We start from the raw sequence: 23,900 nt of genomic DNA, 5'->3' as shown, positions 1-23,900 counted from the left end.
GGTCGGTCAGGTCAGTTAGCGAGGTCGTCCACCGTGGCGGCCTCATTACGCGACAGGTTGATGCCAAGGTTGGCAGCAGCGCGCTCGAGGTCCTCGTCGTCGGTGTCGCTCATCTCGATTGCGGTGCCCTCACTCGAGAGGACCTCCACATTGAGGCAAAGCGACTGGAGCTCCTTCAGGAGCACCTTGAACGACTCGGGGATGCCGGGCTCGGGGATGTTCTCGCCCTTGACGATGGCCTCGTAGACCTTGACGCGGCCAACCACATCGTCCGACTTGATCGTGAGCAGTTCCTGCAGGGTGTAGGCGGCGCCGTACGCCTGCATTGCCCAGCACTCCATCTCACCGAAGCGCTGGCCACCGAACTGTGCCTTACCGCCGAGCGGCTGCTGCGTGATCATCGAGTACGGACCGGTGGAACGAGCGTGAATCTTGTCGTCCACCAAGTGATGCAGCTTGATGATGTACATGTAGCCGACGGAGACCGGGAACGGGAAGGGCTCGCCCGAACGACCGTCGAACAAGGTGGCCTTGCCGTCCGGTCCAACCATGACGTCGCCGTCGCGGTTCGGGAGGGTGGAGCCCAGCAGGCCCGCCAGTTCGTCATCCTTGGCACCGTCGAAGACCGGGGTGGCGGTGTTGGTGTTCGGCGGAGCCGAATGCATCGCCTCGGGCAGGCGCTTGGCCCACTCTTCTTCCAACTGCGCGGTGTCGATGTTCCAGCCGGCCTTCGAAACCCATCCGAGGTGGGTTTCGAGGATCTGGCCGATGTTCATACGACGCGGAACACCGTGGGTGTTCAGGATGATGTCGACCGGGGTGCCGTCAGGGAGGAACGGCATATCTTCCTGCGGAAGAATCTTGCCGATGACGCCCTTATTGCCGTGGCGGCCAGCGAGCTTGTCGCCGTCCTGGATCTTGCGCTTCTGTGCCACGTAGACGCGGACCAACTCGTTGACGCCGGGCGCCAAATCGTCGTCTTCGTCGCGGCTGAAGGTGCGGACGCCGATGACCTTGCCGGTCTCGCCGTGCGGAACCTTCAGCGACGTGTCGCGAACCTCGCGGGCCTTCTCACCGAAGATCGCGCGGAGCAGACGCTCTTCCGGAGTCAGCTCAGTCTCGCCCTTCGGCGTGACCTTGCCGACCAGGACGTCGCCGTCGCGGACCTCAGCACCAATGCGGACAATGCCACGCTCATCGAGGTCCGCGAGAACCTCATCGGAGACGTTGGGGATGTCGCGAGTGATTTCCTCAGCACCGAGCTTGGTGTCACGCGCATCGATCTCGTGCTCTTCGATGTGGATCGAGGTGAGGGTGTCCTCTTCGACGAGGCGCTGCGACAGAATGATCGCGTCCTCGTAGTTGTGGCCCTCCCACGGCATGATCGCGACGAGCAAGTTCTTGCCCAGCGCCATTTCGCCCTGATCGGTGCACGGTCCGTCGGCCAGAACCTGGCCGGCCTCGACACGCTGACCTTCGTCAACGATCGGGACCTGGTTGGCGCAGGTGCCGTGGTTGCTGCGCTCGAACTTCCGCAGGCGGAAGCTGTCGCGGGTACCGTCGTCGGCCATGATCGTGATGAAGTCGGCCGAAACCTCTTCCACCACGCCAGTCTTGCCGGTGACGATGACATCGCCAGCGTCGACGGCGGCACGCAGTTCCATGCCGGTACCGACAAGCGGCGACTCGCTGCGAACCAGCGGCACTGCCTGACGCTGCATGTTGGCACCCATCAGTGCACGGTTAGCGTCGTCGTGCTCCAGGAACGGGATCATCGCGGTAGCGACCGACACCATCTGGCGCGGCGAAACGTCAAGGTACTCGACCGACTTGGCCGGAACGAACTCGACCTCGGCACCCTTGATACGAACGAGGACGCGCTCATCACTGATGCGACCGTCGGCGTCGTAGTTGGTGTTCGCCTGACCAATGAGGAAGCGGTCTTCCTCATCGGCGGTCATGTACTTGATCTCGTCGGTGAGCACACCGTCGACGACCTTGCGGTACGGCGTTTCGATGAAGCCGAACGGGTTGACCCGCGCATACACCGACAGCGAACCGATCAGGCCAATGTTCGGGCCTTCCGGAGTCTCAATCGGGCACATGCGACCGTAGTGCGACGGGTGAACGTCACGAACTTCCAGTCCGGCACGCTCACGTGAGAGGCCGCCGGGACCCAAAGCCGACAGACGACGCTTGTGCGTCAGACCCGACAGCGGGTTGTTCTGGTCCATGAACTGCGACAGCTGGCTGGTTCCGAAGAACTCCTTGATCGCAGCCACAACGGGCCGGATGTTGATCAGGGTCTGCGGGGTGATTGCCTCGGCGTCCTGGGTGGTCATGCGCTCACGCACAACACGCTCCATACGCGACAGGCCCACGCGAATCTGGTTCTGGATCAGCTCACCGACAGTACGCAGACGACGGTTGCCGAAGTGGTCGATGTCGTCGACCTCGACGGGCACCTCGACGCCGTTCGGGACGGTCATCATGGTCTGCTGGTGCGGGTCGGCCTCGTGCAGACGCACCAGGTATTCGACGGTCGCAATAATGTCTTCGGTGGTCAGCGTCGATTCGCCGACCATCGGGTTAGCCGTGAGACCAAGCTTCTTGTTGATCTTGTAGCGGCCGACGCGAGCGAGGTCGTAGCGCTTGTCCTTGAAGAACAGGTTCTCCAGGAGGCTTTCTGCCGACTCCTTCGTCGGGGGCTCGCCCGGACGCAGCTTGCGGTAAACCTCGAGGAGCGCTTCGTCCTGGTTGGTCGTCGAATCCTTTTCGAGGGTCGACATCATGATCTCGGAGAATCCGAAACGCTCGGAGATCTCTTCGGTCGTCATGCCGAGGGCCTTGAGCAGGATGGTGACCGGCTGGCGACGCTTGCGGTCGATACGCACACCAACGGTGTCGCGCTTGTCGACGTCGAACTCAAGCCAGGCACCGCGGCCCGGGATCACCTTGACCGAGTGGAGCGTCTTCTCCGTGGTCTTGTCGATGCTGGAGTCGAAGTACACACCGGGGCTACGAACCAGCTGGCTCACGACGACACGCTCGGTGCCGTTGATGACGAAGCTGCCCTTATCGGTCATGATCGGGAAGTCGCCCATGAAGACGGTCTGCGACTTGATCTCGCCGGTGTTGTTGTTGATGAACTCCGCGGTGACGAACAACGGTGCCGCGTAGGTCATGTCCTTGTCCTTGCACTCCTCAATGGAGGCCTTGACCTCGTCGAAGTGCGGGTCGGAGAAGGAAAGTGACATGGAAGACGAGAAGTCTTCAATGGGTGAGAGTTCGCGGAGGACTTCCTCAAGTCCGCCAACCGGGTTCTCCTCACCCCTTGCAATCGCCTTTGCGCGCCACTCGGGCGTACCCACGAGCCACTCAAAGGAGTCCAGCTGCAAATCAAGCAGACCTGGAACCTCTAGTGGCTCATCAATCTTGGCGAAGGAAGCGCGCTGCGGCGCGCCCGGGATTGAACCCGCTGTGGTTGAGGTGGACTGGCGGTCGAGTGCCAAGATGCGTCCTTCCAACACGAAGTTTCTCGGTGCGTTGGCCAATGTGGCCTGCGGCGGCTGTGCAACCTGCACAAATCACCACCCGAGGGCCCTCCCAAAAAGGGACGGCTGGAAGGATGAACGATCAGCGGACAGGAGGCAGCCAGCGCAACGTCCAACTGTATCAGAAATTAACGGGGATGTATACCACCCATTGAGTTAGCCTGTCTGCGGCTGCCTGCCCGTGACAATCGGCTGGACACAGATTGACTCGCCTAGGCCGCTACGTCAAGCCATACGCGCCGAAAAGTTCCGATAAAACCACCCGAACAGGCGAGTTTCGTCAGAAGTCGCCGACCTTGGCAATCCGCCAACGATCATCGATCAGTTTCATCGTCAACTGCACGTGCGGCGAAGCATTGCTCGCAATCAGGCCGTCTTGGGTCGTACTAACAAGCAACTGCGTGAGAACCACCGCGTCGTCGCCATTCAAGTACGACACCCCGATGGACTCCACCTGGCAATCCGAGCCGGACTTCGAGTCGACCGCAGCCTTGCGGTTGGTCGCCTCGTAGTCGCGGAACTGCTGAGCGGCTTCCCCGGTCAACGCGTCGCGAACCTTCGCATACGACTTGTCAATGGTGCGGTAGTCAAAGGCAAATGGCGTGCACGCCGCCTGGGTCGCCTCCGAAATCAACCGCGTGGTCGCCGATTGATCGACGAAGGCGACATTGTCGGTGACCGATGCCCCCGGATGGAAGGCGAAGACTGCGGCGATCGCGCCGATAACGGCCGCGATGGCACCCAGCAGGCCTGCCAACCGGTAAGTCGACGCGGTGTCGTGGGCTGCCGGGCCGGCTTCAATCTCGCTGTCCCGGACCTCTTGTTCGGCCTTGGCCGATTGCGCAGCCGCCGCCGCACGACGTTTGCGTTCGACTCCCGAAAGGGTCGAACCACTCGCCGTCGGTGCCGGCTTGTCTGCGCCACTTGCTTCTGGTTCGACAATTGCTGGTTCGGCCGCCGATACCGGATCGACGCCAGACTTAGAGACCGTTACTCGCGGGGCACCGCGACCGGCGACCTTCGGTGTCCGCTTTGGACCGCTGCTGCGTGGTTTACCGGTGGCCATCAGTTACCGCCCTCCGGTTGAGGCTGCTGTGAAACATCCGAACCCGCGTCGCTGTAGGCGACCGCCTGCAACGGGACCACTTTCTCTGCCTTCCGAATACCGTCCACTTCAACCATGGTCAGTAAGAAACCCATTTGGTTCGCCGCAGCCTGTTGGTTCGGCACGGTTGCCTTCACCTTCACGTACACGAGGACGGTGGCGCGATTCTCGTCGGCGTCGACCTCGGTCGCGGCGCTTCGCGAGACCTGCGATTCGATCTTGCCCGGCTTCGATCCGCTCGCCGCGACCTGTCGTTCCACATCGGCGACGACCTGCGCGTTAACTTGCTTCCAAGCATCACCGGTCAACGATGACTCGAGACGCTTCTTCCAGCCCTCGGGGTCGGACGGGTCAACGGTCGTGATGTTGATTGCCGCCTGCTCCGCCGCATCGACTGATTCGGTGCGGAGCGTTTCCCGTGCCGAGTCGGTGGTGTACGCGCGGATACCGGTGTACCCGAAGTAGCCAAGGCATACGACTGCCGCAACCAAAGCCGCAACCGCTGACGCTAACGCCAACGACGCCAGCGGAGACCTGGGCGAAGCGTCGTCAGGGTCCTCTTCGTCCCGGCCATCGTCCGCGGCATCCGTGTCGGCGTCGTCCGCATCCCCGTCATCCGCGTCATCGGCGTCTGCGTCATCGGCGTTTGGGGGATCCGCGGCCGACGCGTCGGCGGCCACCTCGGACGTGGCGTCCGCAACGGTCTCGTCGACGTTTGTCTCGTCCGGTGTGCTGTCGTCGTGTGTCATCGAGCGCAACTGTAGTCACGGCGGGGCTCGCGTCGCCAGTTGCCTGGCTGCGAGCTACCGCGCATGAACACCCATCAGCGCAGCGAGCTGCGTGGCAACGGGGTTGAGGTTGAGTTTGTCGGGATCCTTCTTTGGCTTGTTGTCCCACGGCTGCGGGATGTCCGGGTTCGCCAACGACGCGCGCTCAGCGCCGCGCACCGACGTCGGGTTGCCGACCGGCACGGTGCACTTGGCGTTGGTGTTGAACGGGAAATCGTCGTAGTTGACATCGAAGTTCGGATTCTTCTTCTTGATGTCCGCGATCATCTGCGCCGTTCCCTCGTAGCCGCGAGTACAGCTGACGGGGTTACCGGTCTCCAACACGATGCCAAAGTGGATTTGTCCATCGCCGGGAGCCGGACTGTGACTGCCCGCAGCGAGTGCCGAAAGCATCGCCACCGTGGCCGACGTCGCAAACGACGCAGGCGCCGCCGTATGCACCGTGACCCCGAGCTGATGGATCAGCTTGGTCGCATCCGCACCGTTGTCTTGAATGAACTTCGACAGGGCGGTCGCCGCGTTCGGAGCATTGTCGAGGATTCGTCGCAACGCCGGGTCGGAGCCGGCCAACTGCGCCGTCACCAAGTCCAGGTTGTGGCTCCACGCCAGGATGTCGTCGGACTGCTCGGCCTGGGTTGCCAGGACCGGATTCGAGTTGCGGATGAGTTCGGTGATAGGACCGATGTTCTCGACGCCGTCCTTCGACAGCTTGTCGAGTGAGGCCACCAGGCGGGTGAGGTCGTCGCCCTTGCCGTTGAAGGCCTTACCAAGCTCCTTCACCAACGAACTCAACTCGTCGACCGGAATGGTCTTTGTCAACGTGATGGTGTCGGCGATGACGTCCTGAAGTTTCGGCGGCGTAACCGCACCCTCGATGGTGTCACCGTTCGCCAGGTACGGACCAGCGCTCGATGACGGCTGCAGATCGATGAACTGCTCACCGATGGCCGACCGGTTCGCCAGCACGGCTTTCGCGGATGCCGGGACCTTGGGCGCATCGGAGTTCATCTGCAGGTTCACGTTGACACCGCCGGGAACCATCTCCATTTTGGAGACCAACCCGACTGGCACGCCCCGGTAGGTGACTTCGGCGTTGGTGAAGACACCGCTGGCGTCGGGCATGTGCAACGTGACGTTGTACGTCGAGATTCCCGCAAGTTTGTCTAGGCGGGCGTACTTGGCGCCAACGTAGACGATCGCAAGGAGACCGATCACCACGAAGGCAATCAACTGAATCTTGACAAGGCGGCTAGTCACTGACCTTCGCCTCCGATCATCTCAATGGTTCCGGCGAGGAAGTTCTGCTCCCCGGAAGGCAGCGTCGAGTACTGGTTCTTCTTGTTGGTCTTCTTCTTCGACGCCGGGTTCATCGGGTACGTGCCACCCGAAGGCGGCGTATTCGGTCCCGGTCGCGAGTTCGCGGCGGGCGGCAACAGCGAGATCGTTGGCCAGCCGTAGCGCGGTCCGTTGCCGTTGACGTACGGGTTATTCGGATCCACCTTGGGCGGACTCACCGATGGCGGCGTGTACTTCGGGGTGCCCTGACCGACACCGAGGGCCTCCAACTGGTTCAGCAGTCGCAGGTCGAGGGTCATGAACAGGTTTGTCGAGTCGCCCTTCACACCCGGAAGCAAGTCATCCGGGTAGGGGTGCGTCAGCATCAACGGTGCGGCAGTGACAACGTCCTGTGCCGACTTGGCCAGCTCCGACAGGATCGGCCGCAGTGCCTTCAGATCGTTGATGATCTGTTTGTGCGCCTTACCGAGGATGTCGGTACCGACCTCTCCCAGCGTGTCGAGCTTCGTCAGCAGGTCCACAAACTGCGGACGCTGCTGCTCAAGTACCTCAACGCCTGCGGGCAACTGCTTCAGGACCCGCTCGATCTGATCAGTCTGCTGGCTTGCGCGATCGGAGAGCTTTCCGACGCCGTCGATGGCGCGAACAATGTCGTCACGCTGCTTGTTGAGGCTGCCGATCAACGTCTCCGACTGCGTGAGCAGCGACCGGACCGCATTGGGTCGGTCGCCGAGCGCCTCGTTGAGAGACGTGATGATCGGCTCAAGCTGGTTGATGCCGCCGCCGTTCAACAGCATCGACAATGCCCCGAGCAGTTGCTCAATGTCGGTGACCGTCCGGGTCCGGTCGGAGTTGATTGGCGCCGACTCCGGCTGACGCGGGGTCGCCAGGGTCACGTCCTTCGGCTCCGACAGGGCCACAAACTTTTCACCCAGAAGGTTGGTCTGCTGCACCGAGGCCGACGCCTCGTCGGACAGGTTGACCTCGTTCTTCACCTTGATCGTGACCAAGGCATTCCAGGCACCCTCCGGTACCTCAACTTTGGTGACCTGACCGACGGGAATGCCGTCCATCTTCACCATCGACTGCGGAACCAGGTCGAGAATGTTGTCGAACTCCACCTTGTAGGTGCGCGGGTTGCTGCCAACGTCGACGCCACCGGGCAGCGGAACCGAGCTGATACCCGAGCAACCTGTCGTCACCGCGAGGACCGTGACGAGGGCGGCGCCCATACCGGCCGCGCGTGCGCGCACCGAGCGTTTCACCTTCATCGCTGTCCTCCGGGGAGTTTCGGATCCGGGTTACCCGGTACGGTGCCGGGTGCCGGGTACTTCTGTTCCTTGTTGCCGCTCATGATGCCGAATGGCAACACCGGCAGCATTGGCTCCAGGACACCCTTGGTGACCTGATTGGCGAGGCCCTCACAGCCGTTCACCAGCGGAGCCATCTTGCGACTGAAGTCGACAGCCATGGGATTACCCGGCAACAGTTTGCCCAGATCGAGCATGCGGCACTGGGCACCCAGGAGGTCTTGCAGGTCCGGGATGTTCAACCGCATGGCGAGTGTGCCCGACTCCGCGTCGTATGCGTTGATCAGGTTGTTGATCGTCACCGGCAAGACCGTCAGGATCTCGAGCAAATGATCCTTGTTATCCAGCAAGGCCTGTCCGGTCGGCTGCAAGTCGCGAATCGTATCGCCGATCTGGCTGCTGTTGTCGTTGATGAACCTCGCGACGTCCCCGAGGGCGTACGACAGCGTGTTGAGGGCGCTCCCCAGGTTCTCCCGCTCACCGGCGAGGAACGTGTTGAACGAGGCCATCTGCTTGTTGAACTGGCGGACCTGCGAATCGTTCTCCTTCAAGGCCCCGACAAAGACGTTGAGGTTCTTGATGGTGCTGACGAGGTTGTCGCTGCCATTGGCGAGCGTGCCGGCCGCCTTCGACAGGTTAGTGATCGCCTGACCGAGTTCAGCACCGTTGCCTTCCATGTTCTTGGAGAACACATCGACAAAATCGGTGACTGCGCCGTTCTGGTTGGCACCGTCCGGGCCGAGGGACTTCGACAGTTTCTGCAGGTTGGCGTAGATCGCGTCAATTTCGACGGGCACGCCGGTCTGCTTGCCAGACAATTCCACCTGGCTACCGGCCTCGGGGCCACCCGAGTAAGCCGGGGTCAACTGAACGTAGCGGTCGGCGACGATCGACGGGATGATCTGCACGGCCTTCACGTCGGTGGGCAACTTAACGCCCCGGTTGACGCGCATCTGCACATCAACCACGTCGCCGCGCGGCGTCACCTCGGTGACCTTGCCGACGTCAACACCGAGTATCCGGACATCGCTGCCCTTGTAGATGCCGACAGCACTGGAGAAGGTGGCCTTGACCTTGGTGGTACCGATGAGCGTTGAAGCCCACCAACCACCAGCCCCGATGAGGAGGAGCAGGATGGCACCGAGCGCGGTATAGACAATATTGCGCTTGGAGAACAGCCCGGAATTCTGGTCCTGAGAAGAAGGCGCTGCGTTAGTCATTAGCTGGCCCCCGTTCCACCGTTGTTGAGATTCTTAGTCATGTTCGGCGGGCGCGTCGTGTTCTGCTGCGGCAGCGCCGGCGGCAGCAGGTTCGTGACGGTCGATTCGAACCAGCGACCGTTGCCGAGGACGTTCGCGTACAGGCGGTAGAAGGGTGCCATGTACGTGATGGTCTGGCGAAGGTTCGAGTTCTGGCGAGTCAGCATGTCGGTGACACCCTTGAGCGAGTCGAGGGCCGGGCCGATCTGCGCTTCGTTATCGCGAACGATCCCGGTGAGCGCCTTACTGAGAGTCGTGGTGCTGGCCAGGAGCGCCGAGATGCTCTCCTGACGGGTATTGAGTTCCTTCAACAGGACACCTGCCCCAGCGATCAGCTTCGTGAACTCCTCATTGCGGTCAGCGAGGATCTTCGTCGAGTCCTTGGTTGCCGCCAGCAGCTTCTGGACTTCCTGATCGCGGCTGGCAATCGTGTTCGACAACCGAGAAATACCGGTCAGCGAGGAATTGATGTCCTCGGCGTTTGTTCCGGAGAACGCATTCGACAACGTGCGCAGCGATTTCGCCAGCTGGTTGGTATCGATGTTCTCGATCTGGTCCGCAGCATCACCAAAGGCCTCGATGACGTCGTACGGCGCCACCGTATCGGTGAGAGTCACATCGGGATCGGCCAGTTCACTGCCGCGCGGGTTCAGCGCCAGGTACTTCTGGCCCAGCACGGTCTTGATCTGGATCGACGCCTGCGTCTGATCACCGATCCACGTGTTGTTGGCACGGAAGGAGACGTCGACCTTGTCGCCGGCGAGATTCACGTCGGTGACCTCGCCGACCTTGACACCGGCGACGCGGACTTCGTTGCCCGGCTTGAGTCCCGCCGCTTCTGAGAACTGCGCGGTGTACTTGGCTCCGGCACCCACGAGCGGGAGGTCCTTCAGGTAGAAGGACGACACCGCAACCATGATCAGCATCAGCAAGCCCAGAGCACCAATGCTGACGGGACTGCGGCGACCGGCGAATCGGCGTGACTTCTTCGGTGTTGTCGGCACCGTCGGCTGTGTTTCTTCGCTCGTCATGCTCACGCCCCCGGCTTTCCGTCGCGCCAGCAACGCGTCGCGGCGCTGGTGTACAGGACGTGGTTGATGTTCGGTAGCGGAACCACCGGCTGAGTCAACAAGGTGGACTTGCCGTTACCGGCAACCACATCGATACCGCAGAGGTAGAACTGGAACCAAGAGCCGAAGGTCGCGGCGCGACCGATCTTCTCCAGCTTGACCGGCAAGTTCGTCAAAACCTGCTCGATGTCGCCGGTACGCGAGTTCAGCTGATCCGACAGCGACTTGATCCCGGCAATATCGCCCTGGATAGCCGGCCGCGTCTTGCTAAGAATCGAACCCGTCACGGTGGTCAGATTCGACACCGAGGTGATGGCCGACCCCACCGAGTCCCGCTGCGCGGCGAGACCGGTGATCAGCTTTTCCGTGTTCACCAGCAAGCTCGAGAACTGATCATCGTTCTTGTTCACCGTGTCGAGGACCTTCGTGAGGTTGGTGATCATGTCGCCAATCACCTTGTCCTTGTCGGCGAGCGCATTCGTCAACCCCGCGGTGTCGCTGATCAGGTCGCCGATGGTCGTGTCCATGTCGCCCTGGAAGACCTTGATCATGGTCTCGGCAAGCTTGTTCATGTCTTCCGGCGTGATCTGCTTGAAAAGCGGGCGGAAGCCGTTAAACAGTTCAGTCAAGTTCACGGCGTCGTGCGTGCTCTTATTGGTGGCCGTGTTCGTGAACGTGTAGCCCTTGTTCACGGTTTCGTTGGCAGGCCCGGGCCCCTTGTCGAGCGCCAAGTACCGCAGACCCGTCAGGTTGCGGTATCGGATAAACAACTGGGTGCTCTTGGGCAAGGTGCTGCGGTCGGCACTGAACGACACGAGCGCCTTGTTGCGGTCGGTGATCTCGACGCTCTCAACCTGACCGACGCGTACACCCGCGATGCGGACGTCGTCGCCGGGATTGAGCATCGCGGCATCGTTGAAGACACCCGAGAAGCTCGCCTTGCCGGAGTTGCCAGCGTTCGCGATCGTCAAGCCGAGCATGGCGGTGGCAAAGATGGTGACCAAGGCAAAAACAATCAGCTTTACCAGCGGTGGAACGATGCTTTTCACTTAATCGTCACCTCCGCTCCCTTCAGGGCTCCGCCACCGATGTAGGTGACCCACAGCGGCACGTTCTCCGGTAGTTCTCCGGCCGACGCGCCATAAATCAGACGTAATTGTTTCTGGTAATCGGTCTCGCCGATCGTTCCGCTCGGCGTAGCGCTGAACTGCGGCTGAGGCAGATCCGGCCAGGTTGTCGGGCCACCGTTGCGTGACGGCGGCTGGTACGAACCATCCGGAATACTGCCACCCGGGTACTGCGGGAACGGGCGACCATTCGACGCTGGCTCGTAGCAGCGTGCGGGCGGATCCTTCCACATCAGTCGCGGCTCATCCTGATTCGGCAGGTAACGGCCGCGCGGGTTCACGAACTGCAGGTTCACCCGGACACCCGGGTTCGGGGTGTCCACGCCGACGATCTTTTTCGAATCCGGAATCAGCGTCGCGAAGTTACGGAACGTGCAACCAAACACCGGTGACTGTCGTGCCAGTCCCTTGAGGAAGGGTTCCGAGTCGATGAACAAGTTGAGCATGTCCTTCTTGTTCGTCTTGAGGAACTTGCTGGTGTCGACGGCGGCCACACTCAACGTCGAGATCGTGGTTCGCAGGTCGCCTTGGCGTTCGACGATCGTGTTGCCGGTGACGCGCAGATTGTCGAGCGCATCAATGACATCGGGCAGTGCGTCCGCGTAGGTCTGCGAGAAGGTCGCCAAACCGCGGATCGTGCCCTGAAGGTCGTCCATGTTCGCGTTAACGCGAGTGAAAATCACGTTGAGCCGGTCGACGATCTTGCCGATTTCCTGCCCCTTGCCGCCGATGGCCTGCGAGATGGCGCTCAGCGTCACGTTCAAGTCCTCCGGCGGGATCGCCTTGATGACCGGGAGCAGCGCGTCGAACAGGTCCTCGACCTCAGCCGAGTTGCCCTTGGTGTCGGTGTTGATCTGGCTGCCGTTCGTGAGCGTGGGTCCGCTCGCGTTGGCTGGCACCTGGAGTGCAATGTAGCGCTCACCAAACAGGGTCTTCGGGAGGACCCGAGCCGTGGTCGACGTCGGCAGGTTCTTCAACTGGTCGGGCTTGATCCCCAGGTCGACCGTCACCTTGCCGCCGGTCTGCACGCTGACGTCCTTGACGGTGCCGACGACGACGCCGTTGGCCTTCACGTCAGCGTTCTTGACGAGCGAGTTACCTGCGCTATCTGTTGTCAGCTTCACGATCGCGTAATCGTCGAACGTGCCGCGGAACTTCAGCACCGAGGTTGCCAGCAACCCGAGCACCACAATGAAGAACAGCAGGCCCAGAAGTCTGCGTTTAAGCGTCTTCCCCACGTGCCTAACCTCCCACTCGGATCGACGTGGTTGTACCCCAGATCGCCAGGCCCAGGAAGAAGTCCATCACGGCGATCAGCACGAGGGCTGTTCGCACGGCGTGTCCCACGGCGACACCAACGCCGGCCGGGCCGCCACTGGCGTAGTAGCCGTAGTAGCAGTGGACCAGAATGATGACGAACGCGAAAATTAGCACCTTGCCGAACGACCACAGGACGTCGACGGGAGGCAAGAACAGGTTGAAGTAGTGGTCGTACGAACCGGTCGACTGTCCGTTGAACACGGTGTTAACCGTTCTCGACGCCAGATAGGCGGCCATCAGGCCGAGCACGTACAGCGGGATCACCGCGATGAAGCCCGCGATTACGCGCGAGGACACCAGGAACGGGATCGACGGCACCGCCATCACTTCGAGGGCGTCAATCTCTTCCGAGATGCGCATGGCACCGAGCTGGGCGGTAAAACCACAGCCGACGGTTGCCGACAACGCCAGGCCCGCCACCAACGGCGCAACCTCGCGGGTATTGACGTAGGCAGACAGGAAGCCGGTCAGGGCCTGCGAACCAATCTGGTCGAGCGCCGCATAGCCCTGCATGCCGACCACAACGCCGGTGAAGCCGGACATCAACACCATCACGCCGATGGTTCCGCCGATCACGGCGAGGCCACCGGAACCGAAGGCCACCTCGGCCAGCAGTCGCGTTACCTCACGCGTGTAGTGGACCAGCGTCTTCGGGATGGCCGCCAGAGCCCTCGCATAGAAGGACATCTGCTCGCCAGCACCGTCAAGCATCTTGAGCGGCTTGCCCAACTGCTTGCGAACCTCGTACCAGTAGTACTCGGGGCGACTCTTGGCAATCGTTACACCACGCGTCATTGCTAACCCACCTTCGGCGGAACGATCTGAAGGAACACGGCGGTAATGATCAGGTTGGCGAAGAACAGCAGCAGGAACGTAATCACGACGCTCTGGTTCACCGCATCACCGACACCCTTGGGTCCGCCTTTCGGGTTCAAGCCCTTGTAGGCGGCGATCACACCGGCAAGCACACCGAAGATTGCCGCCTTCAGCGTCGAAATATAGAGGTCCGGGAGTTGCGCAAGCGCACCGAACGACGCCAGGTACGCACCGGGCGTACCACCTTGAACCACGACATTGAAGAAGTAGCCACCGCCAATGCCGACGACGGCCACCAGGCCGTTGAGCAGGACGGCCACCAAAACCATTGCCAACACGCGTGGCACCACCAGTCGCTGGACCGGGTTGATGCCGAGCACCTCCATGGCGTCAATCTCTTCACGAATCGTTCGTGAACCAAGATCTGCCGCCACTGCCGAGCCCGCAGCTCCTGCGACCAGCAGCGACGTCACCAGTGGTGATCCCTGCTGAACAACGACCAGCACCGAAGCAGCACCCGTGTACGACTCAGCGCCGAGTTGCTTGATCAGTGAGCCGGTCTGCAGCGAGACGATGGCGCCGAACGGGATCGCAATGAGCGCGGTCGGCAGAATCGTCACGCTGGCAATAAACCAGGCCTGCTGAATGAATTCGCGCAGCTGAAAAGGCCGCACAAAGAGCTGGCGAGCGACATCGACGAACAACTGAACAATATTGCCGGTCTGGGCAAGTGCGCCCTCTCCAGCCTTGGTCAGCTTATCGACGCCACGCGAGGTGGCACTGGTCATGCCTTGGCACTCCCCTGTCCGTCTGACTCACGAACCGCGGTTTCGATCGCGGAGGTGTCGATGGGTTGCGTCTGCGCGTCGTCATATCCGGCCGCGGCGTCGACGACCTGTGTGTCCTTCTCCATGGCGGGAGTGGTCATCACCTGGGTGGCCGCATTAGCGGCCTGGGCGTCTGCTGCGGCCAGCGAGTTGTCGAGCGCACCCGCCTGACTGAAGTCGGTATTGGCGAGGGCAACGAGTGTGGCAACCGATTCCGGTGACGCTGCGGCGCGAGCATCTTCCTCGGCGATCGATGCACGGATTGCTTCCTGTGCGCTGACCGGGAGTGTCGGCATCATTTGCAGCACGTTGGCACGGTGGCGCAGGGCCGCCTTACGGACCGGCATATCGGGGTTCGGCTGAACCTGCGGAATGATCTCGGAGAAGTCTTCCTGCGTACCGCCGCCGGAAATGCCTGCAGCCTGGAGGGCAGCCTCGGCCGCGGCCACGGTTTCGTCCTTCTCCTCCGACATACCGATCGGTCCGAAGCGGTCACCGGAGAGGAACTGCTTGACGACCGGTTGCTCCGAGGTGAGCAGTTGCTCGCGCGGACCGAACATGACCAGTTCCTTGCGGAACAGCATGCCGATGTTGTCCGGGATGGTGCGGGCGATGTTGATGTTGTGCGTGACGATGAGGATCGTCGCATCGATCTCGGCGTTGATGTCGATCAACAGCTGCGAGATGTAGGCGGTGCGGACCGGGTCCAGACCGGAGTCCGGCTCGTCGCACAGGATGATTTCCGGGTCGAGGACCAATGCGCGGGCCAGGCCTGCGCGCTTACGCATACCGCCCGAGATCTCACCGGGGAGTTTGCCTTCGGCGCCAGCCAGACCGACCAGCTCCACCTTGTCCATCACGATGCGGCGGATCTCGTCTTCCTTCTTCTTCGTGTGCTCACGAAGCGGGAAGGCGATGTTGTCGTACAACGTCATCGAGCCGAAGAGCGCACCGTCCTGGAAGAGGACACCGAACAACTTACGGACTTCGTACAGTTCTTTGGCCGAAGACTGCGTGATGTCGGTGCCGTCGATGATGACTGAACCCTGTTCGGGATGCAGCAGACCGATCAACGTTTTCAGGAAGACCGACTTACCGGTACCTGACGGCCCCAGCAGCGCGTTGACCTCACCCGCGGGCAGGGTCAGCGAAACGTCCCGCCAGATGTTCTGCGAACCGAACGACTTGGTAAGCCCCTCGACCTTTACCTCAACACCCACAGTGTCCCTCCAGACCTTTCATGTGTACCGCGTACGAGATGCGAGGCAATTCCTTCGCCGCGCCCGTAGACGAGTTTTCGCCGCCACTTACCAGAGGCGGCTGTGGCTGCGGTCACTCTAACGCACAGGGAAGCGAAACTGCACTTCGGCCAAGGGCGAGAAAGCTGACACAAAACCGCCACTACCCATCGGTAACATCTTGCTGGGCTGAGAATACCCAAAGAATGGCCGTGGTCCAAAGCGAAATTCACCCACCATCGAGCCGTGGGTCACAGCTCGGATTTGCAGATATGAGCCAGAAGGCCCCCTCAGACTCATCGATCGCCAGGTCTCACAGACGCGCTGGCGCGCCATCTGAACGCCCGACACCAAAACAGGCCGGGAGGGTGCGCTACGCACGCATAGCGCTTTACGCACGAATTTGATCAACGTCAAACAGATGCACAAAAAGAGGCCCGCGGGTTTCCCCACGGACCTCTTTTGCACTCGCAGCTAAGCGGCGAGAAATGCTGTCAAGTTCAGATCACTTGAGCGAGATCTTGGCGCCAGCCTCTTCGAGCTTGGCCTTGGCAGCCTCAGCGTCTTCCTTGCTGACCTTCTCCAGGAGTGCCTTGGGAGCGCTCTCAACGAGGTCCTTGGCTTCCTTCAGGCCCAGACCAGCGACGACCTCACGGACGACCTTGATGACCTGGATCTTCTTGTCGCCAGCCGAGTCGAGCACGACGTCGAACTCATCCTGCTCTGCAGCAGCCTCAGCGGCAGCCGGAGCACCGGCAGCAGCGACGGCGACCGGAGCAGCAGCGGTGACCTCGAAGACCTCTTCGAACTTCTTCACGAAATCGCTGAGCTCCAGCAGGGTCAGTTCCTTGAACTGCTCGATGAGCTCGTCAGCGGTGAGCTTCGCCATGGTGGCGTCCTTCCGTTAAATCCCCGCTTGGCGGGGGCGCCTGCAGTGCAGGCTGGTATATGGGGTTGTCGTCGCCCGCCACAAAAGTGTCGACTGCAGCGGGATCCGAGGGTGGAGCAAAGGGGAACTACGCGGCTTCGCCGGCAGCTTCCTTCTTCTCCTGCAGAGCCGCGGCGAGACGCGCGACCTGCGATGCAGGCTGGTTGAACAGCCCTGCGGCCTTTGCCAAGTTGCCCTTCATGGCACCCGCCAGCTTTGCCAGCAGGACCTCACGGGTCTCCAGGTCGGCGATCTGTTCGATCTCAGCCACGGACAGCGCACGGCCGTCCATGAATCCGCCCTTGATGACCAGGTTCTTGTTGTCCTTGGCGAAAGTCTTGATCGCCTTGGCAGCCACGACCGGCTCGCCCTCAATGAAGGCAATAGCGGTCGGACCGGTGAACAGGTCATCGAGACCCTCGAGGCCCGCCTCAGTGGCGGCGCGCTTCGCGAGGGTGTTCTTGGCGACGGAGTAGGTAGCGCCTTCGCCGAGCGAGCGACGCAACTGCTGGAGCTGCGGCACCGTGAGTCCGCGGTACTCCGTGATCACAGCGGCAGTCGAACCCTTGAAGTTCTCGGTGATCTCTGCAACTGCAGAAACCTTGTCAGCCTTAGCCATACTTCGCCTCCTCTCGTGTCACATTCGTCGTGACCCGGTAAACCGAGCCACCTCTATCCAGAAGGCTCGATGGCCTGGAGTAATCGACGAAGACATCCTGCGAGAAAAGAAAAGCGCCCCGGCAGGAAGCACGGGGCGCACATGGCACGTACCGGAGTACGGCTAAAGTTTCACCACGTTCATCCTGCGCGGGCTGCCGACTCACATCGGGCCTTCGATCGGACTAATCCGATAACCAACGGTCTCTGGTTGAACTTGACGCAACGGGCCTGACTCCAACATCCCCTCGCGGAGACACCTTGCGCCATAACTCATTGCACCGACCAATAGGCTAACTGCCATGACGCGCGAATCCAAATCCCAGGTCGACCTCCTGCAGGCCCGCGCCGGGGCGGCCCAAGCGGCAATCGCCTCCCGCCACCTGCGGCGCATCGGTAAGTGGGTACCCGGAACACGCATCGGCCAGGTCGCGTGGCCGCCCGTCGGACGTCCCCTCTCGAAGGAACGGCTAACCGGCTCATGGAACTACTGGTGGCAGGCTCACCTGGTAGAACTGCTCGTCGACGGTGCCATCCACCGGGACGACGCACGTTGCGCGGCCGACGCCCTCGCACTGCTGCGCGGGATCCGGATTCGCAATATCGGCAAGTGGACCAACAACTATTACGACGACATGGCGTGGTTGGGGTTGGCCATTGAACGCGTCGAACGTCACCTCGGTCCATCACTGCTCAGCACCAGACGACGGGCCGTAAGGAAACTCTCCGACCGGATGTATCAGGCATGGTCGCCCGAACACGGCGGCGGCATCCCCTGGCGAACGACCGACACGTTCTTCAACGCTCCCGCCAACGGTCCGGCCGCCATCCTATTGGCGCGCACAAGGCACGAGGGCCGCAGCGTTGCGATGACCGACTGGTTAAACCGCGAACTGTCGTTGCCGTCCGGGCTGATTGCCGACGGCCTGTGGATTCGACCAGGTGGCAACCGCGAACTGGATACGGCGGTCTTCACCTATTGCCAGGGCGTCGGGTTGGGGGCGGCGGTCGAAGCCCACCGCATCACCGGCGCGGACGTCTATCTGGAACAGATCGGCACACTCCTGGACGCAATCGACAAGCACCTGATTATTGACGGCGTAATCAAGTCCGCTGGCGGCGGTGACGGCGGACTGTTTGCCGGGATCCTCGCCCGCTACCTCGCACTCGTAGCCACCGACCTCCGCGACGGTGTCGCCGACAGCCTGCGGGCCCGCGCCAGCCAGATCGTTCTCACGAGCGCCGAAGCCGCCTGGGACCACCGCGCAACGGACCCCGAGGGCCTCCCCGTCTTCGGCCACAACTGGCGACTCGACGCCGTCGTCCCCGACGGAACCGGCACCGCGGCACGAAAATTCGGTGGTGCCGTCGCGGCATCGAGCATTCCCGAACGCGATCTTTCGGTCCAGATTTCGGCCGGAATACTGCTCGAAGCAGCGGTTTCCGTAACAAACCGGTCAAGCGAGCACACCTATTCGGCAACCCTGGATTAACAATCTGGATGCTGATCGTTTTAGATTGGGAGGGAGCTTTGCGTGACTCACACCACATGAGTCATCGAATCGCCCGCGACCTCGCGCTTGTTAACGCAATTAGGGGGACCAGAGTATGACGCTTCAGTTTGACGTGAACGACGACAGTTTGAGCCGCGACCATCTCCACCGCGGGTCCATCTCTGCGCCACGCCAGCAGTCCACGCTGATCTCTGCGCCCAACTATCGCGATGCAGCGGGCGGTGTCCCCGGCCTCGAATGGCGGCGCGCCGTCGACGAGGCGCAGACCTACCCTCGTGTCCATATCGACCGCAGTGTCCGGCTCACCATGAGTGACGGCATCGCACTCCGCACCACCATCGTGCGGCCAGCGAACAGTTTCGGGGTTCCGGTCGCCACGCCGTTCCCCGTGATTCTCAACGTGAACCCTTACAATCGCGCGGTTCTCGACGGAATCGACCACGCCTTGCACGCCCCCGTCATCGGCAAGGCCGTCAAGACCCTCAGTTCCACCCTCACCACCGACGAAGGTCCGCTAGCCGGTGCCACCCGCATTACGCGCAGCCTTTCCAAGGGTCTGTGGGATGTGTTCGGCGTCAACCGGAACCTGGTGCGCTCCGGCTACGTCCAGGTCATCGTCGATGTCCGCGGCACCGGCACCTCCCACGGCAGGTGGGAAATTCTCGGCGCCCGCGAACAGCAGGACAGCGTCGAGATCATCGACTGGATTTCCAAGCAGGACTGGTACACCGGCGGCGTCGGGATGACCGGATGGTCGTACTCGGCCATCAACGCCCTGCAGGCTGCCAGCCATCGACCGGAAGCACTCAAGGCCGTATTCGCGGTTGAGGGCAGCGAGGACGTCGTCCGGGACATCTACATCACCGGCGGCATGCCCTCGGCATTCATTCCGTTCTGGCTGGCCTTGGTGAACGGCATGAAGTGGCTCCCGAACCCGGCCACCGCAGTCGCGGACCTGCTCCGCGGCGACGCCTACCGGTGGCTGTCGTCGCGCATCAAGTCCCCAGCCACCGAGATGCCGTCGCTCCTGTGGGGTTTCCTCACTGCCCGCGACGACCGGATCTTCGACGATCCCTACTTCGACGAACGTGACCCGAAGGTCGAGAACATCGAATGCCCGACGTTTACCGTCGGCGGCTGGCACGACCTGTTTGGCCGCAGCGCCACCCGCGTCTACTCCAAGCTTCAGATGGAACCGGGCCGCAAGCAGATGCTGATCGCCAACGGCTACCACATTGATCCCGGATGCGACCACGAACGTCCCTACTCGCCGCCGCGCCTCGACGTGTTGCAGCGCGCATGGTTCGACCGATGGCTCAAGGGCATCGAGAACGACGTCGACTCGTACGGACCGGTCACCCTCGAACAGCAGGGCGGCGGATGGTCGTGCGGACCGTCGTTCCCGCGCCGCGAAGTCGCGCCGCGCCGTCTGTTCCTCACCGAGGAGCCGACCGGCACCGCAATGCACACCCAGCACGACGGCAGTCTGCGTTCAACGCCGGCCGTCCGCCGCCGCTCGCTGCGTATCGTCCCCAGCCTGAAGGGCTTCGTCTCCCGCGATCTTTCCCAGGTCACTGCCGGCCTGGCGATCGTCCTCGGTGAAAAGTTCTCCACCAACGCCCATTACCAGGAGACGAGCGGGCTGTCGTTCACGAGCGAGCCCGTGAAGCGGGCCACGCAGTTGTCCGGCGAGATGAATCTGCGCCTCAACGTATCGACGACGGCGCACGAGGGGATTTGGGCGGTTACCGTCAACGACGTCGCCCCCGACGGGACGTCGACGGTCCTTACCAACGGTGCCTTGACGGCGTCCAACCGCGCGCTGGATCCATCGCGGTCCACCTACACTGCGGACGGTGTCCTGCTCGACGCCTACCATTACCTCTCGCGTGATCGGCGCCTGCCGGTTCCCGCCGACGAACCGGTACGCATCGACATCGACATGGTGCCCACCGACGCCGTACTCAAGCCCGGCCACCGGCTGCGCGTCGACGTGTACGCGGCGAGTCTGCCGCGCTACCTGACGATTGTGCCGGACCTCATCAAGGCCCGCGGTCGTCGCCAACAACTGGTGCTGGACCCGGCGAAGCCGAGCTACCTGACGTTCCAGACCGACGGTGACCTCGGCACCCTGCCGGTCCCGCTCGTCACCGCGGCCAACAACATCGTCTAGAGAAGCCCGCTGTCGCCGAAGATGACGCGGTAGACGAGCGCCGATTCCGGACCGAGAACGGCATCGACCAAATCGATGAGCGTGGTGACGAACGACCGACCGTGCGAAGGGTCGCCAACCGGGTCCAGGTGATGGGCCAGTTCGTGCACGACTACCAGCTCGCGCAACGCCCACCGCCCGTCTGAGTTGTCGGGAACAGCGATGGTGCTGTTCAACCGCTCGTAGTGAGCGGCACGACTGCCGCGACGCGCTCGAACCACGACGGGCAACTTCGCCCGCTCAAAACCGTCACGAACTGACCGCAATGCGAGCACGCGGTCGACGTAGACACGCACTTCGTCGAGCGAACCGAACCGCACTTCGGCGGGCACCGTGATTTCGGCGCCGGCGATCTGCACTGTGTGCGCGCCGCCTGCGCGTTCAAACAGCCGGTACACCATCGCCTCCGCCGCATAAATGCGGCCACGTAGCTGGTCCTTGCTCACGACTCGAGCGCGCCCCGAGATCCACCCAGTTCCGGATTGGCACCGATGCGGGCCCGACGACCGGCACGATCGCCCGCTTCACGGGCCGCCGCCGAAAACCCTGCGGTCGCACGGTTTGGTCGCCAACTCCCCCGGGCCTTCGATTCCGCCTTGTAGAAGTCTTTGACCTCGAGTTCCTTGTTACGCATCGCGACGGCCGTCGACACCGGCCTGGCCGCGGCCACGTCGTCGATCCGGGCCTGCTCACGTTGCTCGTCGCGGGCCGCGCGGAGTCGTTCGCCGATCCGTCCGGCAAATGCCGACTGGAAGTTCAATCGCGCGGTGATCGGCGACAGTGCCTTCTCTTCGACAAAGCGACGTCGAACGTAGCCGTTGGTCTTGGTGACCATCTGCTGCGCAGTATGTCCCTTGTAGGCACCGGACTTCAGGTAGGCGTCGCTGGCTGCCACCATCTGAATCACCAGCGAGGTGTATAGCGCCTCGCAGGTGTCAATGTCGCTCTCGAAGCCGTAGGCGATCACGAACGTGGAGTTGGAGGCGACGTCGCACGTGATGTCGTTAGCGACGGCAATCTGCACAAACAGTTGGACATACGTCTTGAGCCCGCGTTTGCCTGCCTGCCCGATGGCAATCTGCCGGGTGACTGGGACAGCGGTCCGCATGGCTTTGGGATCGTGTGCTCGGGCTAGTGCCAGATCGATCGATGCTGCTGTCGCCAACCGCTGGGCCGCCGCCATGAACGCCTCGGCCTCGTGCTCATTGTCGGTCCCCTCCGCCTGCCGAAGCAGTCCGCCGATCCGGGTTAGGAGTTTGTCGTCGCGCATGCCTGCAACGGTAATACCTGGATCACCGCTGGCCGAGTCGGCTATCCACAGGCTCCCGCACACCGGCTTCGGCCCCCGCATCGCGTCGCATTTCTCGCCGCACGAAGCCGATAGCTCGCTGAATGTCCTGGGCGACGTCTTCAGCCCGGCCGAGCGACATCGCCGTTCCGCCCTTCGTGAGAATGAGCCGAGCGGCGACATCCACCTCGACGCAGTCGCCGAAGTAGGCGTACAGATGTTTCTGATCGATGCGGTCGGGTTCGATCGAGGGGACACGAATCTGCATGATCAGGCACCTCTCATTGCTGAGATCTCGAGACACGGAAAAGGCCGGGGCGGATGTTGACGCATCCTTAGAAGCTGAAGAACCACGGACTCGACGAGCACACCAGCTTCGGGTAGCGCTGCGGGTCAAGCGTGTGGAGAGCAATTGACAAGGCGCGCGGCGAGTACGACATCGAGATGTGATCGGAAGTGTCCTGCTCGCAGCCGTTCTGCAACGTGACGTTCTTGACGTTTCGGTAACCGGGCAGGAACGTCAGGTCGTATGGGGTGGTCACCTCGTCGTAACGCGATCCGACGATCGTGTACTCGACGTCCGGGTAGACGCGCTTCTGCCCACTGTCATGGAAAGGTGCCCGATTGTTGACGTACTTGACCGTCGGAGAATCGATGGTCTGATCGATGCCCGCAGAACCAACCAGCAGGGTTACCGGGGCGAGGACGTCGAGGCCGACATTGTTAATCGATCGACCAAGCCACCCAATACCGTCCAGAGTGGTGCCGTTGTTGGTCGCACCGTAAGTGATGAGCTTGTCGACCTTGAGGTGGCCGTTGAACCGCTTCATCCAGTAGCGCGCAAGGAGTCCGCCCTGGGAATGCCCGATGAGATTGATCTTCTTGGCACCGGTCTTCGCCAGGACCTTCGTGATGTACGGGTCGATCTGTTCAGCGGAGCGGCCGACTTTGGCTACCCCATTGGTTCCGGGGAGGATGGTCCCCAGACCGCCGACGTCGAGCAGATCGGTGCGGCCATAGTTCGGGGTGAAGACGCAGTAGCCTGCCTTCTTCAGTACTGGTGCGAAGGCCGCCCAGTTGTCGTACGCGTTCTCCCAGGTTCCGTGCAGCAGCACGACCGGGTTCTGCCCCGCCTTGGGCTTGCAACTCCAGTCGTTCGCGCCGGGCGGCGCGACCCGGGGATTCACCTGACTGTAGGCGAATGCCGGCCAGAATCCGGTCTGCCGCGGCCCCACCCCCACCGTCGATGGGATGGGCGGAAGCTTCCTAGTGGGACCCGACCAGTCGGCATCGTGCTTGAAGCCGTTGACCGCGCGACGCCCGGCGGGCGAGCCAGCGTTGATGTAATCGGTCAACCGCTGCGCCGCAGCGGCATCTGCCGACTCGGTGCCCGGTACCGCCAATGCCGGGCCCGCCTGGGCCGCTGCACCGCACATCACGATGACCGAGACTAACGCGACGAGACTTCCTCGCAAAGTCGACCTCATGCTCAAGCTCTCCTTCAATCCAGCAACAACTACTGGCCAGTAACCTACGGAATAGTAAGAGAGGTTAGCGACAGAACTAGGATCGTGTCAAGCATTTGAGTGCA

The 23,900-nt window shown here is 62.1% G+C and carries 20 protein-coding genes; 2 read left to right on the top strand and 18 right to left on the bottom strand.

Annotation, left to right across the window (positions count from 1 at the left end):
* Nucleotides 1-11 precede the first annotated feature (11 nt).
* From rpoB to rplJ, 14 genes are all read right to left on the bottom strand, one after another.
* Nucleotides 12-3,512, bottom strand: coding sequence for a DNA-directed RNA polymerase subunit beta (gene rpoB, locus AC1L34_RS17290; protein ID WP_424321993.1), 3,501 nt, complete (start codon nucleotides 3,510-3,512; stop codon nucleotides 12-14).
* A 322-nt stretch (nucleotides 3,513-3,834) separates the two neighbouring features.
* Entirely contained in the window at nucleotides 3,835-4,620 is a 786-nt protein-coding gene (locus AC1L34_RS17285) for a hypothetical protein (protein ID WP_480034965.1), read from the bottom strand.
* Entirely contained in the window at nucleotides 4,620-5,408 is a 789-nt protein-coding gene (locus AC1L34_RS17280) for a hypothetical protein (protein ID WP_424323312.1), read from the bottom strand. The genes AC1L34_RS17285 and AC1L34_RS17280 overlap by 1 nt, the downstream gene beginning before the upstream one ends.
* Nucleotides 5,409-5,462: 54 nt before the next feature.
* A complete protein-coding gene (locus tag AC1L34_RS17275; protein ID WP_424294577.1) occupies nucleotides 5,463-6,704 on the bottom strand; it encodes an MlaD family protein in 1,242 nt (413 codons plus the stop codon).
* Nucleotides 6,701-8,014, bottom strand: coding sequence for an MCE family protein (locus AC1L34_RS17270; RefSeq protein WP_424294576.1), 1,314 nt, complete (start codon nucleotides 8,012-8,014; stop codon nucleotides 6,701-6,703). Before AC1L34_RS17270 ends, AC1L34_RS17275 begins: the two co-directional genes overlap by 4 nt.
* The gene (locus AC1L34_RS17265) at nucleotides 8,011-9,273 is read right to left on the bottom strand and encodes an MCE family protein (protein ID WP_424294575.1); all 1,263 of its coding nucleotides are present in this window, start codon (nucleotides 9,271-9,273) and stop codon (nucleotides 8,011-8,013) included. Before AC1L34_RS17265 ends, AC1L34_RS17270 begins: the two co-directional genes overlap by 4 nt.
* Nucleotides 9,273-10,343 (bottom strand): MlaD family protein, encoded by a 1,071-nt coding sequence (locus AC1L34_RS17260; protein ID WP_424294574.1) that lies wholly within the window; start codon nucleotides 10,341-10,343, stop codon nucleotides 9,273-9,275. The genes AC1L34_RS17265 and AC1L34_RS17260 overlap by 1 nt, the downstream gene beginning before the upstream one ends.
* Nucleotides 10,344-10,345: 2 nt before the next feature.
* Nucleotides 10,346-11,431 carry an MCE family protein gene (locus tag AC1L34_RS17255; protein WP_424294573.1) on the bottom strand — a complete coding sequence of 362 codons (1,086 nt, stop codon included), beginning with the start codon at nucleotides 11,429-11,431 and terminating at the stop codon, nucleotides 10,346-10,348.
* Nucleotides 11,428-12,747: an MCE family protein gene (locus AC1L34_RS17250; protein ID WP_424294572.1), complete on the bottom strand. Its 1,320-nt coding sequence runs from the start codon at nucleotides 12,745-12,747 to the stop codon at nucleotides 11,428-11,430. Before AC1L34_RS17250 ends, AC1L34_RS17255 begins: the two co-directional genes overlap by 4 nt.
* A gap of 4 nt (nucleotides 12,748-12,751) precedes the next feature.
* Nucleotides 12,752-13,624 carry an MlaE family ABC transporter permease gene (locus AC1L34_RS17245; protein WP_424294571.1) on the bottom strand — a complete coding sequence of 291 codons (873 nt, stop codon included), beginning with the start codon at nucleotides 13,622-13,624 and terminating at the stop codon, nucleotides 12,752-12,754.
* A 2-nt stretch (nucleotides 13,625-13,626) separates the two neighbouring features.
* Complete coding sequence (locus tag AC1L34_RS17240) at nucleotides 13,627-14,433, bottom strand: MlaE family ABC transporter permease (protein WP_424294570.1); 807 nt, start codon at nucleotides 14,431-14,433, stop codon at nucleotides 13,627-13,629.
* Nucleotides 14,430-15,692 (bottom strand): ABC transporter ATP-binding protein, encoded by a 1,263-nt coding sequence (locus AC1L34_RS17235; RefSeq protein WP_424294569.1) that lies wholly within the window; start codon nucleotides 15,690-15,692, stop codon nucleotides 14,430-14,432. The genes AC1L34_RS17240 and AC1L34_RS17235 overlap by 4 nt, the downstream gene beginning before the upstream one ends.
* A 523-nt stretch (nucleotides 15,693-16,215) precedes the next feature.
* Nucleotides 16,216-16,599, bottom strand: coding sequence for a 50S ribosomal protein L7/L12 (gene rplL / locus AC1L34_RS17230; protein ID WP_424294568.1), 384 nt, complete (start codon nucleotides 16,597-16,599; stop codon nucleotides 16,216-16,218).
* Nucleotides 16,600-16,726: 127 nt separating this feature from the next.
* Nucleotides 16,727-17,257 carry a 50S ribosomal protein L10 gene (gene rplJ / locus AC1L34_RS17225; RefSeq protein WP_424294567.1) on the bottom strand — a complete coding sequence of 177 codons (531 nt, stop codon included), beginning with the start codon at nucleotides 17,255-17,257 and terminating at the stop codon, nucleotides 16,727-16,729.
* Nucleotides 17,258-17,597: 340 nt separating this feature from the next.
* Here rplJ and AC1L34_RS17220 point away from each other — a divergent pair, with 340 nt between their 5' ends.
* Together AC1L34_RS17220 and AC1L34_RS17215 are read left to right on the top strand one after the other, a co-directional pair.
* Complete coding sequence (locus AC1L34_RS17220; RefSeq protein WP_480034964.1) at nucleotides 17,598-18,788, top strand: glycoside hydrolase family 76 protein; 1,191 nt, start codon at nucleotides 17,598-17,600, stop codon at nucleotides 18,786-18,788.
* Between the two features lie 115 nt (nucleotides 18,789-18,903).
* Nucleotides 18,904-20,982, top strand: coding sequence for a CocE/NonD family hydrolase (locus AC1L34_RS17215; RefSeq protein ID WP_424321994.1), 2,079 nt, complete (start codon nucleotides 18,904-18,906; stop codon nucleotides 20,980-20,982).
* Here the strand turns inward: AC1L34_RS17215 and AC1L34_RS17210 are convergent.
* The 4 genes from AC1L34_RS17210 to AC1L34_RS17195 all read right to left on the bottom strand — a co-directional run bounded on the left by AC1L34_RS17210 (nucleotide 20,979) and on the right by AC1L34_RS17195 (nucleotide 23,796).
* A complete protein-coding gene (locus AC1L34_RS17210; RefSeq protein ID WP_480035346.1) occupies nucleotides 20,979-21,422 on the bottom strand; it encodes a TIGR04338 family metallohydrolase in 444 nt (147 codons plus the stop codon). The genes AC1L34_RS17215 and AC1L34_RS17210 overlap by 4 nt on opposite strands.
* 41 nt (nucleotides 21,423-21,463) lie before the next feature.
* The gene (locus AC1L34_RS17205) at nucleotides 21,464-22,291 is read right to left on the bottom strand and encodes a DUF2786 domain-containing protein (RefSeq protein WP_424294023.1); all 828 of its coding nucleotides are present in this window, start codon (nucleotides 22,289-22,291) and stop codon (nucleotides 21,464-21,466) included.
* A 22-nt stretch (nucleotides 22,292-22,313) separates the two neighbouring features.
* A complete protein-coding gene (locus AC1L34_RS17200) occupies nucleotides 22,314-22,577 on the bottom strand; it encodes a hypothetical protein (protein ID WP_424294022.1) in 264 nt (87 codons plus the stop codon).
* 67 nt (nucleotides 22,578-22,644) lie between these two features.
* Complete coding sequence (locus AC1L34_RS17195) at nucleotides 22,645-23,796, bottom strand: esterase/lipase family protein (protein ID WP_424294021.1); 1,152 nt, start codon at nucleotides 23,794-23,796, stop codon at nucleotides 22,645-22,647.
* Nucleotides 23,797-23,900: the final 104 nt, after the last annotated feature.

The sequence above is a fragment of the Gordonia sp. 34D genome (assembly GCF_056682775.1).
Note: the sequence above shows the minus strand (reverse complement) of the source record. Positions and strands in the feature narration are given on the sequence as shown.

Bases quoted from the DNA above. Each gene is read 5' to 3' on its own strand.
- AC1L34_RS17285 (WP_480034965.1), bottom strand. From the start codon at position 4,620: ATGGCCACCGGTAAACCACGCAGCAGCGGTCCAAAGCGGACACCGAAG.
- AC1L34_RS17280 (WP_424323312.1), bottom strand. From the start codon at position 5,408: ATGACACACGACGACAGCACACCGGACGAGACAAACGTCGACGAGACC.
- AC1L34_RS17270 (WP_424294576.1), bottom strand. From the start codon at position 8,014: ATGAAGGTGAAACGCTCGGTGCGCGCACGCGCGGCCGGTATGGGCGCC.
- AC1L34_RS17265 (WP_424294575.1), bottom strand. From the start codon at position 9,273: ATGACTAACGCAGCGCCTTCTTCTCAGGACCAGAATTCCGGGCTGTTC.
- AC1L34_RS17260 (WP_424294574.1), bottom strand. From the start codon at position 10,343: ATGACGAGCGAAGAAACACAGCCGACGGTGCCGACAACACCGAAGAAG.
- AC1L34_RS17245 (WP_424294571.1), bottom strand. From the start codon at position 13,624: ATGACGCGTGGTGTAACGATTGCCAAGAGTCGCCCCGAGTACTACTGG.
- AC1L34_RS17240 (WP_424294570.1), bottom strand. From the start codon at position 14,433: ATGACCAGTGCCACCTCGCGTGGCGTCGATAAGCTGACCAAGGCTGGA.
- rplL (WP_424294568.1), bottom strand. From the start codon at position 16,599: ATGGCGAAGCTCACCGCTGACGAGCTCATCGAGCAGTTCAAGGAACTG.
- rplJ (WP_424294567.1), bottom strand. From the start codon at position 17,257: ATGGCTAAGGCTGACAAGGTTTCTGCAGTTGCAGAGATCACCGAGAAC.
- AC1L34_RS17220 (WP_480034964.1), top strand. From the start codon at position 17,598: ATGACGCGCGAATCCAAATCCCAGGTCGACCTCCTGCAGGCCCGCGCC.
- AC1L34_RS17215 (WP_424321994.1), top strand. From the start codon at position 18,904: ATGACGCTTCAGTTTGACGTGAACGACGACAGTTTGAGCCGCGACCAT.
- AC1L34_RS17210 (WP_480035346.1), bottom strand. From the start codon at position 21,422: ATGGTGTACCGGCTGTTTGAACGCGCAGGCGGCGCGCACACAGTGCAG.
- AC1L34_RS17205 (WP_424294023.1), bottom strand. From the start codon at position 22,291: ATGCGCGACGACAAACTCCTAACCCGGATCGGCGGACTGCTTCGGCAG.
- AC1L34_RS17200 (WP_424294022.1), bottom strand. From the start codon at position 22,577: ATGCAGATTCGTGTCCCCTCGATCGAACCCGACCGCATCGATCAGAAA.
- AC1L34_RS17195 (WP_424294021.1), bottom strand. From the start codon at position 23,796: ATGAGGTCGACTTTGCGAGGAAGTCTCGTCGCGTTAGTCTCGGTCATC.